Here is a 15063-nt window from a genome sequence, read left to right on the forward strand (position 1 = left end):
GAATGCCTGAAAGGATGATTGCCTTTTCGCGCCTTCGGCACGACTGATGCAGCAACCCAGGATCCGGGCTGCCGGGACCGTCGCGTGGAGAAAGATCGCCGGAGCGGCGCCGGAACCCGACGCGGCGGCACGCGCCGAGCATGAAGAACGGGGCGAGCATGCGCGGCCTGACGTCGGCGTGATTGCCCGGGGATGTTGACGGAGAGCCACGCGAGTCAACGATCGGTGATGTGTTGGCCCTTGCTTTCGGATCGGGCACGCACCAGAATCGGTCGGACATGCCCGCCGCACCACCCATCGGCGGAACGATCGCTTCGACTTCCCGGGAGCACCTCATGGCGAATTCCGGCTCGACCGGGGCGAACGATCCGGGCGGGAGATGGCCGCCCCGCCGCCGGCCACGCCCCGCGTGGCATCGCGACCGGGCGGGAGGCGTCGGCGGGCGATCGCGGCGGGCCGCGGGCCTCGCCGCTTCGGCCTCGGGGCATCCGCGCCGCGGGCCCGAAGCTGGCCCGGCGGCCGGCCCGGCATCCAGGCCCCCGGCCTCGCCCGCGGAGAGGTGGGCGAACCCCGGGGGGTGAGGGCCTCGACGCGGGCACGCCCCCCGAGTCCTCCCGGGCCAGGGCCGGGCGGGCCGGCGCGGGGGCGTGCCCGGTGGCGAGATCGACGAGGACGGGGCGATATACGCCGATTGGGGCGGTCGGATCGGCCGTCGCCGGGCCGTCTCGATGAGGCGGGTCGATCCGGGGGCGCGGGGGGGGTCATTTTCAACGATGTGGTCATTCGCGTGGAAGAATCTCGTGACCCGGCCGATGCGCACCGGCCTGGCGGTCGTCGGCCTGACGATCCCGGTCCTCGCGTTCCTCGGCCTCTTCAGCCTCTCGCGGGGCGTCCGCGACCTGATGGGCAGCACGCTCGGCTCGATGCAAAGCCTGATCGTGATGAGCGAGAACGCCCCGACCCCGATCTTCAGCGACCTGCCCGCCGACATGGAGGAGTCCTTGCGGGCGATCCCGGGCGTGGCGGTCGTGGGGCCGGAAGTCTGGAGGATCGCGCCGCCGATCGACGGCAAGGGCGGGCTCGCAGCCACCGCGCTCGGGGCGTTGGCACGGCCCCGGGCCAAGGGGCGCGGGGGCCTCTCGGGCATGGTCGTGATCGAGGGGCAGGACCTCCCCGAGCACCTCAAGCTGAAGGGCGCGATCTTCGACCTCGCGCTGCTCCCCCCCGAGCGGGGCGGCGGGCGGTTCCTCAACCTCGGCGACATCGGCAAGCCGAACGTCGTCATCTCGACCAAGATCGCCGGCGACTTCCCCAACGCCGACGGCACCCCCAGGCGGGTCGGGCAGGCGATGCGCATCGGCGACCGGGAATTCACCGTGGTCGGCCTCTACGAGACCGGCTCGCTCGTCACCGACGTGACCATCGTCATGGACATCGGCGTCGCCCGGCAGCTCTTCGGCGTGCCGGAGCACACGGTCTCGACCTTCGCCGTCGAGCCGACGAGGGTCGAGGACACCGACGCGATGATCCAGCGGATCGAGGAGGCCCTGCCGGGGGTCCGGGCGCAGCGGATCAGCCAGTTCAACCTCACCCTGGGGGCGGTCATGGGGAAGCTGGAGATCTTCCTCCTCCTGGCGGTCGCCCTGGCGACCCTGGTCGGGGGCGTCGGCATCGCCAACACGATGCTGATGAGCACGTCGGAGCGCTACGTCGACTTCGGGGTGATGCGGACCACCGGCTGGACGAGGAGGGACATCCTCGCCCTCGTCACGGCCGAGAGCTCGCTCCTGGGGCTGATCTCGGGCTCGATCGGGCTCGTCATGGCGATCGCCTCGGGCTTCATGGTGAACCGGTTCCTGGAGGGGTTCCGGCTGGAAATGGGCCTGCCCCTGATGGCGGCCGCGCTCGCCGGGGCGGTCACCATCTCGACCCTGTCCGGGCTCTATCCCGCCTGGCGGGCTTCGAAGATGACGCCGATGGACGCCATCCGCCGGGGGGGGACGACCTGAGATGGCCGACATCGAACGCCCCGCGGGGGACTCCATGATCGAAGGGGTCGACATCCACAAGAGGTTCGGCACCGGCGAAGAGTCGGTCGAGGCGCTGCGAGGCGTGACCTTCCGGGTCCCGCGCGGGGCCCATACGTTCATCGTCGGGCCTTCCGGCTCGGGCAAGAGCACGCTGCTCTACCTCCTCGGGGCCCTGGATCGGCCGACCTCGGGCAGGATCCGCGTCGACGGCGAGGACCTCACCGCGATGGGCGACGCCGAGTTGGACCGCTATCGGCGCGCGAAGGTCGGGTTCGTCTACCAATCATATAACCTGATCTCCAACCTCACCTGCGTGGAGAACGTGCTCCTCCCCTTCTTCCCGATCGGGGTCACACCCGCCCTGAAGGCGAAGGCGGAGGACCTGCTGCGCCAGCTGGGGATCGGGGGGCGGCTGGGGCATCGCCCGCGCCAGCTCTCCGGCGGCCAGCAGCAGCGGGTCGCGATCGCGAGGGCCCTGATCAACGACCCGGTCCTGATCCTGGCCGACGAGCCGACCGGCAACCTCGACCGGGCCGGCGGCGACGAGATCATCGGCCTCCTGCGGGAGCGGGGGAGCACCCTGGTCATCGTGACCCACGACCGCCGCTTCATCACCTCCGAGGACTTCGTCCTCGAGATCGAGGACGGCCGGATCAAGAATGGGCAGGAGGCCCCGGCGTCGTAGCGGTGGGGGCTTCGCACCGGCCGGGCGGATCGGCCTCCCGGCCGGTGCCGAATCGTGGCCCGACAACGCGTTCCGCACCGTGATGCCCCCGGGGCGTCACGCCGGGACCCGGCCGGGCCGAGGCCGATCGACGGGCTTCTTGCAGGGCGAGGACGCCCGGGGGCATCCCCCCCACTCAAGCCAACCCCCCGATCGGCACGCCCTGGTAGACCTGGTGAGGCCGTTCGAGTTCGTCCTGCCAGGTGGCCAGGGCCGGGATCCCCAGCGAGCGGTAGATCGTCGCCGCCAGGTTTTCCGGCGTCTGCGGATCGGACGCCGGATGGCCGCCGATCCGGTCGGACGAGCCGATCACCCGGCCGCCGACCACGCCGCCTCCCGCCAGGAACACCGTCTGCACCCGGCCCCAGTGGTCCCGGCCGGGCAGCTTATAGGCCGAGGGGAGCGTGGAGATCCGGGGCGTACGGCCGAACTCGCCGGCCATCACCACCAGGGTCGAGTCCAGCAGTCCGCTGCCGTGCAGGTCGTCCAGCAGGGCCGAGACCGCCCGGTCGGTCGGGGGCAGGAGCTTATCCTTCAGGTGCGGGAAGGCATTGCCGTGGGTGTCCCAGGTCTCATCGTTCCCCAGGTTCACCTGGACCAGGGAGACCCCCGCCTCGACCAGGCGCCGGGCCATGAGGAGCGACCACCCGAACGAGTTCCGCCCGTACTGGTCGAGCAGCCTGGGGTCGGCACCCGACACGTCGAAGGCCCGGCGGATACGCCCGTCCGTGAGCAGCGAGACGGCCGCCTGGCGCCGGGCGTCGAATCGCCCGACGATCGCCGCCCGGTCCAGGCCCGCCCTTTGGCGGTCGAGGTGGGCGAGCAGGTCGAGGCGGCCCGAGAGCCGGGAGTCGCCGAGCCCTTCGGGCAGGGTGAGGTCGGGGGCCTGGAACCCGGACCGCTTGGGCGCCCTGGGGCGTTGCTGATGGTCGAACTCGAACTCGGGGAAGGCGCCGTAGGCGGTGGGGTCGTAGGGGGACGCCTCGACGAACCAAGGATCCCGGTGCGCCCCCATCACCCCGGCGAACTGCCCGGGGATGACCCGCCCCGTCGAGTGGATCAGCCGCTCGGGCAGGACGATCGCGGGGGGGAGGTTGTTCCGGGACGCGGCCATCGCCCCGGCCACGGCGGCGATCGAGGGCCAGTCGGCCGGCCTCGGCCGGTTCGGGTCGAAGCCCGGGGGCAGGTCCGACCTCCCGGTGAGCATGATATGGTGCCCCGCCGAGTGGTCATTCGACGCGTGGGTCAGCGAGCGGACCATCGACCACAGGTGGCTGCGCGCGGCCAGGAGCGGGAGGTGCTCGCAGATGTGGACGCCCGGCGTCCGGGTGGCGATCGGCCGAAACTCCCCCCGGATGCCCTCCGGGGCGTCGGGCTTCGGGTCGAAGCTGTCGTGCTGGGCCAGCCCGCCCGACAGGAAGATGAAGATCACCGACCGGGCGGGGGCATCGCCGAAGGAGGCGGAGGCCGTCCGCAGGGCCGCCAAGTGTTCGGTCGCCAGCCCGAGCAGGCCGACCGCGCCGGCCTGGAGGGCGAAGCGGCGGGTGAACGCGGGATGGCGGGGCGTCCCGGAAGCCGGGCGATCGTGAGGATGGGGCACGGCAGCCCTCGGGATCGGGTAGGGCATCGGGCTGGGCCGACGCCGGGATGATAGCAGTGCAGGGACCTTGATTCCACCGCCGCGGCCCGGAGACCGGCAGGGCCCTTCGAGGACGCCAGGGCCTTCCGCGGCGGGGGGCCTCCGGGCCGGGCCTGGGCGTCGGGACTCAGGGCTTGCCGCCGATGGCCCGGCGGAGCAGGTTTTCGGTGATCCGCCGGACCCGGTCGTCGGGCCCGTGGGGGCGGGACCAGTGCGACCAGGGCAGGGTGTGGCCGGGCGGGGAGGAGAGCCCCTGGGCCCAGAAGATGGTCGATGCGTTGAAGACGAAGTTCCCCCTCGGCCCCGGGAAGACCGTGGCGGTCCAGGTCTGCGGGTTCACGCCGCCCTGGAAGGCGGTGCCGGTGGCGACGACGTCGAGGCCGGGGATCTTCGGCGGGTCGCCGTGGTATTCCCAACCGACCAGGCCGGGGATCCGGTCGCCGGCCTTGACGCCCGTCCCTTCGAAGATCCAGTGGTCGGGCTTGGAGATCACCCAGTCGCCGCCGCCGTTGACCGGGTGGATGTTCCTCGCCCCCATGAGCAGCCCCTCGTCGGGCCCACGCTCGGGGAACGGGCCGTTCTTCTCGTGCCGGTAGACCGCATAGTCGTTGTCGGCCCCGTAGGGACCGCCCCGGAAGATGATCCGGTTCGGCCGGCCGTCGTGGGAGGCCCGGAAGGGGGTGACCCAGCACATCGTGTTGCCCGACAGGAACAGGAGGTTCACCCCCGCGTCGCGCATGGCCTCGACGCTGCGGAACTGGCGGATGTCCCAGTATTCGTCATGGCCCACGCTGATGAACGCCTTGCACTTGAGCCCGCGGTCGGGCGTCAGCATGTCGCTGTTGGAACAGTACGAGACGTCGTAGCCGTGCTGCTCCAGCCAGTAGGCGAGCGGGAACTCGAACGGGAGGAACTCGCCCGAGCCCATGGTGAGCGGGTCGTTCACGATCCCGGTGTACTGGGACTCGCGCCCATACGGCCGGTCGAAGCTCACGTCGGCCCACGGTCCCTCGGTCCCCTTGGGGTGGGTGTAGACCGAGTAGTGGCTCGGCCAGCGGTTGTACGCCTGCCAGGTGTTGTCGGAGCACTGGAACAGGATGTCGGCCGGGCGGTCGTCGCGGACGATGAACACGACGTAGCTCTGCCAGTACGCCTCGCGTGCGGGGTCGTCGGGCAGGGTGGTGAGCCGGCCGAGGTAGACCCCGCTCACCCACTCGTCCGGGATCGTCAGGGTGGCCGAGGTCTCCCACCGGCATTCGTGGAGGTCCTTCGCCCCCGGCGTCGGGATGGGCTGGGCCTTGCCCTGCAGGGGGCCGAGCTTCGTCATCAGGCGGGCGCCCCGGCCCCCGTAGTAGCCCATCCGGAAAATCTCGACCTCGAACCGGCGGGCGGGGTCGGTGGAGACGTGGAGGTCGATCGACTCGCCCGCCTTCACGCTCTGCTTCGAGCAATACCCCTCGATCCACGGGGAGCGGAACCCGGCCGCGTCCGCCCGGACCCGGGTGAGCTGCCAGTCGGTCGCCCCCGGCTTTGCGTTCTCGGCGCGGATCGTGTCGTCGGCGCGGGATCCGACGGCCGCGAGCAGGACCAGGCAGGAGGCGAGGGCGAGGGCGGGATTCGTGGTTGGCGATCTCATGCGACGCATGACCTCGGTTCTGCCGGGGAGACCGGCGAGCGGGAAGGTTCAGGCCAGGAGCCCCTCGACCACGCGGGCCGGCTGGCCGTCGACGAGCGAGCCGTCGCCGCCCGGCCGCGTGAAGCTGAGCGTCTGGTGGTCGAGCCCGAAGAGTTTGAGCAGGGTCGCGTGGTAATCGCTGTGGGAGACCACGTCCTCGACCGCGCGGTGGCCCAGCTCGTCGGTGGCGCCGTGGGCGTGGCCGGCCTTGAAGCCGCCGCCGGCCATCCACATGCTGAAGCCGTAGGTGTTGTGGTCGCGGCCGACGTTCTTCTCGTTCTGGACGACCGGCAGCCGGCCCATCTCGCCGCCCCAGGCGACCACCGTGGAGTCGAGCAGGCCGATCCGTTTGAGGTCGGCGACCAGGGCGGCCGAGGGGCGGTCCACCTTGCGGCACATCTTCGGCAGCCCCTTGGCGATTCCTCCGTGGTGGTCCCATTCCTGGTTGCCGGTGCAGACCTGGACGAACCGCACCCCGCGTTCGACCAGGCGGCGGGCGATCAGGCAGCGGGTGCCGAACTCGCGGGTGTCGTCCTCGTCCAGCCCGTAGAGCGTGCGGACCTCATCGCTCTCGGACGCGATGTCGAGCGCCTCGCGGGCCGCGTGCTGCATCCGGGCGGCCAGCTCGTAGCTGGCGATCCGGGCGGCCAGGTCGTGCTCGCCGGGGTGCTCGGCCAGGTGATCGCGGTTGATCCGGTCGAGCAGGCGGAGCGAGCGGGCCTGGACCGCGCCGCCGAGCCCGGGGGGCGGGTCGAGGTTGAGGATGCGCGGCTCGCGGGGGCGGATCACCGTCCCCTGATAGAGCCCCGGGAGCCAGCCGCTCGACCAGTTGTCCACCCCCATCACGGGCACGCCGCCGGGGTCGCTCAGGACGCAATAGGCCGGCAGGTCGTCGCTCTCCGACCCGAGCGCGTAGGTGAGCCACGAGCCGACGACCGGCCGCCCGGAGACGATCCGCCCGGTGTTCAGGGCGTTGATCGACTGGCCGTGGTTGTTCACGCCGGTCTGCATGGAGCGGACCAGGCAGATGTCGTCGGCCACCGAGGCGAGGCCGGGCAGCAGCTCGCTCAATTCCAGGCCGCACGAGCCGTGCTTGCCGAACTTCCAGGGCGAGGCCAGCAGGCGGGCGCTGGCCTCCCCGGCGTTGTCGCGCTTGATCTCGCCGTCGTAGGTCTTGCCGTCGAGCTTCTGCAACACGGGCTTGGGGTCGAACAGGTCGTGATGGCTGGGCCCGCCCTGCATGAACAGCGAGATCATCGCCTTGGCCCGCGGCGCGTGCGGCGGGGCCTTGGGCTTGAGGTCGTAGACCGGCCGTTCCAGGGTTGGCTTGCGCGGGCCGGCCTTGTCGTCGGCCAGGGCCAGCCCGTCGCGGTGCAGCAGCCAGGCCAGGGCCAGGCCGCCCAGGCTCATCCCCTGCTGGGCGAGGAAGTGCCGGCGGCTAGCGTGCGAGCGCGGGTCGTGAGGGTGGGCCACGGCGAAGGACTCCGGGATCGGGCGCGGCGGATTCAATCGACGTAGAGGAACGCGTTCGAGCCGAACAGGGCCTGCCCCAGCGTCGCCAGCGCGGCGAGGTCGGGGTCGGGCCTGGGGGGGCTCGGCTTGCCCTTGGGCGCGGGCGGGGGAGCCGGCCGGTTGGCGAGTTCGGCCCGCTGCTCGGCCAGGAAGGCCACGGCGTCGGCCTTCTGCTCGGCCGAAGGCCCGCGACCGAGGGCGATCCGCCAGGCCAGGTCGGCCCGGGCCGCGGGGTCCGCGCCGGCGATCCGGATCACGCGGTCGGCGAAGGCCAGGGACTGCTCGACGACGAACTCGTTGTTCATCAGGGCCAGGGACTGGGTCGCCACGGTCGAGCTGGCGCGACGCTCGCAGTTGGGCGTCAGGGTGGGGGCGTCGAACGACTCCGAGAAGCTCAGCGGGAGGCTGCGTCGGGCCTGGATGTAGAGGCTGCGGCGGTTCTCCGCGCCGCCGAGCGAGCCCGGCTTGCCGCGCTGGCGGCCGGCGGTGTCGCGGGTGTCCATGCCGATCAGGACCTGCCCGGCCTCGTCGAGCGCGACCGGCAGCGGCGGGCCGAACATGGTCCGATCCAGCTTGCCCGAGGCTTCGAGGATCGCGTCCCGCACCGCCTCGGCCTCCAGGCGACGCACCGACATCCGGCCGACGAGGCGATTCTCCGGGTCGACCGCGTCGTACGCCGGGTCGCGCCGCGAGGACTGGCGATAGGCCGTCGAGGTCATGATCCGCCGGTGCAGCCGCTTGAGCCGCCAGCCCCCGGCGACGAAGTCGTCGGCCAGCCAGTCGAGCAATTCGGGGTGGGTGGGGCGCTCGCCCAGGGCGCCGAAGTCGGCCGGCGAGGCCACGATCCCCCGGCCGAAGTGGTGCATCCAGGCCCGATTGACCAGGACGCGGGCCACCAGCGGGTGCGTGCCGTCGGTGAGCCGGCGGGCATAGGCCAGGCGTCGGCCGGTGGTGGGCAGGCCCGGGTCGTCGACGGGGATTTCTCCCGGGCCGGCGGAGGAAGCCAGCACGGTCAGCTCGCCGGGCTTGACCTCGTGCGCCGGCTGCTTCGGGTCGCCCCGGACGTGCAGCCGGGTGGGCCGGGGCGGCCCGGGGACCTCGGTCGTCGCGTGGGCGAAGTCCTCGTCCGGGCGTCCGGCGCGGGCGTCGGCGGCCTTCTTGTCGAATTCGGTGGTGATCGCCTGGAACGACTTGCGGTCGTACAGGCTCACGTTGCCCGGGTTGACGATCAGCCTCGGGTACTGCTTCAAGAGGGCCTTCTGCTCGTCGGTCCGCTTGCCGGCCGGCGTGTCGAGCGCCTCGCGGGCCTTGGGACGCAGGTCTTCGGGCAGCGCCTCCATCTCGCGTTCGAGGGTGCTGGCGACCAGCTCCGCGACCTTCGCTTTCCTCTGGTCCGCGACCTCCTTGACCCGGGCGTCGACCTCGGCGGCCTTCGCCCGCTCGGCGGCCGTCCACAGGGAGACCAGGCGCGCCGCCGGGGACCGCCAGCGGGCGACGTCAAAGGCCGGGTCGAAGATCGCCCGGAACCGGAAGTAGTCGTCCTGGCTGATCGGGTCGTAGCGGTGGGCGTGGCACTGGGCGCAGCCGACGGTCAGCCCGAGCAACGAGGAGGAGACCACCTTGACCGCGTCGGCCACGACCTCGTTGCGGGCGATGTCGGCGTCCACGCCCGGCTCGGCGGTGGTGTCGGGCACCATGCGGAGGAAGCCGGTCGCGAACAGGCGGTCGCGGTCCTCGGGCGAGAGGTCCTGATACGGCGGCTTCACCATCTCGTCGCCGGCCAACTGCTCGCGGATCAGGGCATCCCAGGGCCGGTCGGCGTTCAGGGCCCGGATCACATAGTCGCGATAGTGATAGGCGTAGGGCCGGACGGTGTCCTTGCTAGGCTCGCCGTCGCTGTCGGCGTAGCCCACGACGTCCAGCCAGTGCCTCGCCCAACGCTCCCCGTACCGGGGGCTCGCCAGCAGGCGGTCTACCAGCCGGTCGTAGGCGTCGGGGGCGGTGTCGGCGAGGAACGCGTCGACTTCCTCCGGCGTGGGGGGCAGCCCGGTCAGGTCGAACGTGGCGCGGCGGATCAGGGTGGTTTTGTCGGCCTCGGGCGCGAATCCCAGCCCGTCCTGCTCCAATCGGGCCAGGAGGAAGGCGTCGATCGGGTCGCGGACGGCCTCGGGGCGGGCGACCCTGGGCACCTCGGGGCGGGCGACCGGGCGGAACGACCAGAAGGATCGTTCCTCGTCGGTCAGGACCGGGCCGGGGGGCGGGATCGTCTCGGGCTCGGGCCGGGCGGTGGGGGCCCCGGCGTCGATCCATTCGGCGAGGGCGGCCTTCTCGCGATCCGACAGCTTCTTGTCGCCCGGGGGCATGTCGCCGGCCTCGATGCGCTCCCAGAGAAGGCTCTGGTCGCGGTGTCCGGGCTCGACCGCCGGGCCGGACTCGCCCCCGGCGACCATCGCCCGGACCATGCGCAGGTCGAGCCCGCCCTTCGGCCCGGGGTTCTCGCCGTGGCAGTGGAAGCAGTGGGCCTTGAGGATCGGCCGGGCCGTGGCCTCGAATGACGGGGCCGCGGCCGTGGGCTCGGCGGCTTCGGATCGGGCCAGGCCGGATGCCAGGAGGGCGATCAGGGCGGCCAGGGGCACGGGGCGGGGCGGCACCATGGCAGGCTCACTCGGGCGGGGCGGGCGGGGCGGGGCGGGCCGCTCGTCGTCCGGCCCGATGTTGAACATATCGGGAATCCGACCCGGGGGCAACCGCGGTCAGGCCGACAGACCAAAAAGTTCGGACTCGGCCCGGCCGCGATCGTCGGCGGGTCGCCGTCCAGGGGGACGAGTTGTTGAGGGCGAACTGGAGCGGGCTGCGGACTTGACGCCTCGAAGATCGGGGCGGCCTGATGGGCCATTGGCATGAGGCGACGGGAGCATCCTTCGACGCCGGGCTGGGCCCGCTTCCGATCGGCGGTCCACCGGGGCTCGCGAACCGGGAGGTCGTCCGTCGTCACGCCGTTCATGCCCCCTTACAATCAAGGCCGGCGCCTCGTCGGCCCTTCCTCGGGAGGCGCTTCGCGGGGCATCACGGCGGACGCTCCGGGCCCACCGGCGAGAATCGAACCCCGGCTGTTTCTCCTTGCCATGAAACCGACATTCCTCACGACTGCCACGGCCCTGTTATTGTTGTTCCACCCCTCGCCCGCAGAGATCGTCGCGGCCGAGGACGGCTTGCTGCTCACGCGGACGATCCCGCCGAGGGGCGGGGACCGTTTCCAGCAGGCCGAATTCTCCTGCTGGATCCCCGATGCAAGCAGGCCGGTGCGTGGCGTGCTCGTCCACCAGCACGGGTGCACGAACGCCGCGCCCGAGCAGCATCCTCCGGTGACCGGGGATTTCCACTGGCGTGCGTTGGCGAGGAAGCACCAGTTCGCCATCGTGGTGCCCATGTACCGCGTCGCGGGAGGCTGCGACGAGTGGAACGATCCGGACAGCGGGTCGGAGCGAGCATTGCTGGCCGCACTCTCGGCCTTCTCCCGGGATGCGGGGCGAGCCGAACTGGCGGACGTGCCCTGGGCGTTCTGGGGGCACTCCGGCGGATCGAGTTGGTCCGCCCAGATGATCCTGCGGCATCCCGGCCGCGTGCTGGCGGCGTCGTTCCGCGGCGGCTGCCACAAGCAGTTCGGCTCGCCCGAGTTCCGAGCGAGGTTCCTCGCGACGGCGAGCGAACTGCCGCTGCTCTTCGTGTGGGGCAGGCGCGAGGCCGTGCCGAGTTCCAGCCACTTCGTCTCCTGGGGGCCGATGAACACGATGTACCGGGCACTCCGCTCCCAGGGAAGTCCCGTGGGGCGGGTGATCGACCCCCGCTCCGAGCACAACTGCGACGACTCGCGGCTGATCATCATCCCGTTCTTCGACGCGGTGCTCTCGGCCCGGGCCGCCGGCGAGAAGCCCGCCGGAGCCCTCGTCGACACCGCCACCCGCGAGCGCCGCGACGCCACCCCCGAGGCCCGATGCGACCCCGACCTGGCGTGGCTCCCCACCCCCGGCCTCGTGGAGCACTGGCGCGAGTTCTCGGAGCATGGCACGCTACGCCCGGTGGCCCCCAGGCTCGAACCGCCCGGGCTTTTCGTCGAACGGTCCATCGGGAAGCCGTCGCGGCTGGTCTGGCGGATCAGCCCGGCGCCCGATGGCGGCCTCCGCGTCGTCCGTCTCCATCGCGACGGCCGGCCCTGGAAGGAGTTCGGCCTCAAGCCATCGGACTTCCTCGCGACGGGCCGCGACTCCACGCCGGTGCCCTTGCGGGCCCACGGCCTCGAAGTCGACCCTGGCGAGCCTCACACCTATACGCTGACCTTCCTGGACACGGCCGGTAACGAGTCGCCCCCCAGCGAGGAGGTGCACGTCGGGCCGTAGCATGCATCGCCGGCTGTCCTCCGCGGGACCTGGCCCTTGATTTCGCTCATCATGATTGGGCCTCCGCCGGCTGTCGTTGCCCATCGTCCGCGCCACCCCGGCATGGCGACTGGATGCCCGACCTCGCCGCCCGGATGAAGGACCTCTGAGCCGCGTGATATCCCGAGGCCGAGACGGTCCGGGCGGTGCTGGGCAACCTGGACCCCACACCCTCGGGCCGCTGTTCTCCACCGAACCGCCCGAGGAGGCGAGACGGAAACGGCCGGGCGTACAGCCGGAAAAGGAGCTTCCGGGTGGCCGATGCCCTCCGAAAGCTCGATCATCTCCCCGACCCCAAACTTCGTCCGCGGTGGATCACTCGTCAGGTGATGCGTCGCCGGACCGACCCCGCTGCGCTTCCCGCCAATCCGGCGATGCCGGGCAGGCCCCGCAAGTCACCACCGGGGGCTTTCGTCCTTCGGGACCAGGAACGTCCGCTGACTGGTGACGCCATCGACGGTCGCCCCGGCATGGCTATAGGACGGTGCATGCGTGAGGAAGTCGGCGGGAAAGTTGAGTACCGGCTTCGAGACCTCGTCGAGCGAGGCCATCTGGTCGGGCGTGAGCGTCAGGTCGAGCGCACGGAGATTGGCGTCCAGTTGCTGAAGGGTTCGGGCGCCGATGATGGTGGAACCCACCCCCGGCTTGGCCTTCAGCCACGCGAGCGCCACGGTCGACGGATCCGCGCTGCATTCGGCGGCGACCCTGCCGACCGCATCGATGATGTCGTATTGCTTCTCGGAGAGGTCTCCGAGCCGCTGGCCCCGCAGCCCTTGCATCTTCACCCCGTTGGCTCGCGTGTACTTGCCCGTCAAGGCGCCGCTCTTGAGCGGCGACCAGGGCAGGACGCCGAGGCCGAGCTCGGAGGCCATGGGTGTCAGCTCGCCTTCGACCGTCCGTTCCATGAGGGAATATTCGATCTGGAGAGCGATCAGGGGGGCCCAGCCGCGGAAGTGGGCCATCACCTGCGCTTGGGCGACCTTCCACGCCGGGGCGTCGGAGATGCCGATGTAACGCACCTTCCCGGACCGGACCAGGTCGTCGAGCGCGCTCATCGTCTCCTCGATGGGCGTGAAGCGGTCCCAGTTGTGGAGGTAGTACAGGTCGATATAGTCGGTCTGCAGGCGTCGCAGCGACTCCTCGCACTGCGCCATGATGGCCTTCCTCCCGGCGCCGCCCCCGTTGGGGTCGCCCGCGAAGAGATTCATGAAGAACTTGGTCGCGATCACCACGCGGTCGCGCCGGCCCTTGCCCTGCCGGAAGAAGTCGCCGATGATCTTCTCGGAGTGCCCCCGGGTGTATCCGTTCGCCGTGTCGATGAAGTTCCCGCCCCGTTCCAGATAATGGGCGAGGATCGCTTCGGAGTCTTCCACGCTCGAGCCGAAGCCGGGCCCCCCGGGGCCGAAGTCCTCGCCGAAGGTCATGGCTCCGAGGCAGAATGGGCTGACGCGGAGCCCGGAGCGTCCGAGCGTGAGGTATGAGTTCAGCGACATTGGCTGGTCCTTTTCCTGATGGGAGTTTGCAGGCGTCGGCATCGTCCGGTCGTTCCGGGATCCATCACCACGGCAGCGGACCGGCCGAATTCGAGAACGTGCCCGTCGGGCCGTCCGGGCCGATCAGGGCCAATCTCACCGGCTCGCGGGCGCCTTCCTCGAGGGTCTGGGTGCCCGAATAGTTGTTGAGGTTCGTCCTGGTGTAGCCCGGGCAGGCGGCGTTGACCTTGATCCCGGTCGATTCCAGCTCGATGGCCATCGCGACGGTCATCGCGTTGAGGGCCGTCTTGGACGCCGCGTAGCCGGGTCCGAAGATCGCGCGGTACGGGTAGTCCGGTTCCGAAGTCCTGGTCAGCGAGCCGACGCCGCTCGACACGTTGACGATGCGGGCCGCCCGCGACTGGCGCAAGAGCGGGAGCATCGCTTGATAGACGGCGAGCGGGCCGTACACGTTGGTCTCCCAGATCGCGCGCACCTCATCGAGGGCGACGTTGCTCGCCGCGCTCGTCCTGGCGTACTCCTCGACGGTCATCCCGGTCGCCCGGCCCATGTTCGAGATGGCCGCGTTATTGACCAGCACATCGAGGCGGCCGAACTCCTCCCGGATCGACTCCGCCGCGGCCGCGATCGAAGCCTGGTCCGTCACGTCGAGCTGGATCGCGCGGGCGTCCGGGCCGATCTCCCTGGCCGCCTCCTCCCCGCGCTCGTGGTCGCGCGAGCCGACCAGCACCGTGAAACCGTGGCCCACGAGATCCTTCGCGATCTGGAAACCGATCCCCTGGTTGGCCCCGGTGACCAATGCGACGCGCCTGTCCGGCATGATCGTGCTCCCCTCGTGCGAGATGTGGCCATCGCCGCCGGTCTGTGCTAAAACAGAATCCAGGCGGAACCTTGTTCCGGTAATATTCGGAACGGCGTTCCACTTGTCAAGGGGGCCATCGTGAGCGGGAAGGCCGAAGGTCCGGGGTCGACCGGCCGATCGGAGCGACGGCTGCGTGCCGACGCCCGGCGTAACGTCGATGCGTTGCTCGAGGCGGCCAAGGCCGTGTTCCTCGCCTCGGGCGTGGACGCCCCGGTGCGCGAGATCGCCGAGAGGGCCGGCGTCGGCATCGGCACGATCTACCGGCATTTCCCGAGGCGATCCGACCTGATCGTGGCGGTCTTCCGACGCGAGGTCGACGCCTGCGCGGACGCCGCCCCGGCCCTGGCCGCCGAGCATGGGCCCGAGGAGGCGATGGTCCGATGGATCCGGCGATTCGTCGAGTTCATCTCCGCGAAACGCGGTCTCGCCGCGGCCTTGCACTCGGGGGACCCCGCTTACTGCGCCTTGCCGGCCTATTTCCAGGAGCGGCTGGTGCCTGCATTCCAGGGGTTGCTGGAAGCGGCGGCCGCGGCGGGCAAGATCCGAAGCGGCGTCGAGCCCTACGATTTCCTGCGGGCGGTCGCCAGCCTGAGCACGCCGGGCGCCGACGTGGGGCCCGACCACGCACGCCGCATGGTCGACCTGCTCATCGACGGCCTGCGATACGGGGCGTCGGCGCGGTGAGCCGGCGA

General features: G+C 71.0%; 10 protein-coding genes. 4 read left to right on the plus strand and 6 right to left on the minus strand.

The features are described 5' to 3' along the window. Window positions 1-800: 800 nt before the first annotated feature. The gene (locus tag TA3x_RS07970) at window positions 801-2009 is read left to right on the plus strand and encodes an ABC transporter permease (protein ID WP_435020006.1); all 1209 of its coding nucleotides are present in this window, start codon (window positions 801-803) and stop codon (window positions 2007-2009) included. 1 nt (window position 2010) lies between these two features. Further along, the gene (locus TA3x_RS07975; RefSeq protein ID WP_435020008.1) at window positions 2011-2715 is read left to right on the plus strand and encodes an ABC transporter ATP-binding protein; all 705 of its coding nucleotides are present in this window, start codon (window positions 2011-2013) and stop codon (window positions 2713-2715) included. 175 nt (window positions 2716-2890) lie between these two features. On the opposite strand, the gene TA3x_RS07980 is transcribed toward TA3x_RS07975, so the two are convergent. The 4 genes from TA3x_RS07980 to TA3x_RS07995 all read right to left on the minus strand — a co-directional run bounded on the left by TA3x_RS07980 (window position 2891) and on the right by TA3x_RS07995 (window position 10234). After that, window positions 2891-4354: a DUF1501 domain-containing protein gene (locus tag TA3x_RS07980; RefSeq protein ID WP_435020010.1), complete on the minus strand. Its 1464-nt coding sequence runs from the start codon at window positions 4352-4354 to the stop codon at window positions 2891-2893. A 166-nt stretch (window positions 4355-4520) separates the two neighbouring features. Further along, window positions 4521-6029, minus strand: a complete 1509-nt coding sequence (locus tag TA3x_RS07985; protein WP_435020012.1) for a N,N-dimethylformamidase beta subunit family domain-containing protein — start codon at window positions 6027-6029, stop codon at window positions 4521-4523. A gap of 48 nt (window positions 6030-6077) precedes the next feature. Further along, window positions 6078-7478 (minus strand): DUF1501 domain-containing protein, encoded by a 1401-nt coding sequence (locus TA3x_RS07990; RefSeq protein WP_435022315.1) that lies wholly within the window; start codon window positions 7476-7478, stop codon window positions 6078-6080. A 95-nt stretch (window positions 7479-7573) separates the two neighbouring features. Next, window positions 7574-10234, minus strand: coding sequence for a PSD1 and planctomycete cytochrome C domain-containing protein (locus tag TA3x_RS07995; RefSeq protein WP_435020014.1), 2661 nt, complete (start codon window positions 10232-10234; stop codon window positions 7574-7576). A 471-nt stretch (window positions 10235-10705) separates the two neighbouring features. Between TA3x_RS07995 and TA3x_RS08000 the strand changes: the two genes are divergently transcribed. After that, the gene (locus TA3x_RS08000) at window positions 10706-11977 is read left to right on the plus strand and encodes a hypothetical protein (RefSeq protein ID WP_435020016.1); all 1272 of its coding nucleotides are present in this window, start codon (window positions 10706-10708) and stop codon (window positions 11975-11977) included. Between the two features lie 434 nt (window positions 11978-12411). On the opposite strand, the gene TA3x_RS08005 is transcribed toward TA3x_RS08000, so the two are convergent. Then, a complete protein-coding gene (locus TA3x_RS08005) occupies window positions 12412-13509 on the minus strand; it encodes an aldo/keto reductase (protein ID WP_435020018.1) in 1098 nt (365 codons plus the stop codon). 64 nt (window positions 13510-13573) lie between these two features. Beyond that, window positions 13574-14329: an SDR family oxidoreductase gene (locus TA3x_RS08010; protein ID WP_435020020.1), complete on the minus strand. Its 756-nt coding sequence runs from the start codon at window positions 14327-14329 to the stop codon at window positions 13574-13576. Window positions 14330-14449: 120 nt separating this feature from the next. Between TA3x_RS08010 and TA3x_RS08015 the strand changes: the two genes are divergently transcribed. After that, window positions 14450-15055 (plus strand): TetR/AcrR family transcriptional regulator, encoded by a 606-nt coding sequence (locus TA3x_RS08015; RefSeq protein ID WP_435020022.1) that lies wholly within the window; start codon window positions 14450-14452, stop codon window positions 15053-15055. Window positions 15056-15063: the final 8 nt, after the last annotated feature.

Origin of the sequence: Tundrisphaera macrotermitis, from assembly GCF_051175315.1 — a bacterium.
In the GTDB taxonomy this organism is placed as follows: Bacteria; Planctomycetota; Planctomycetia; order Isosphaerales; family Isosphaeraceae; genus Tundrisphaera.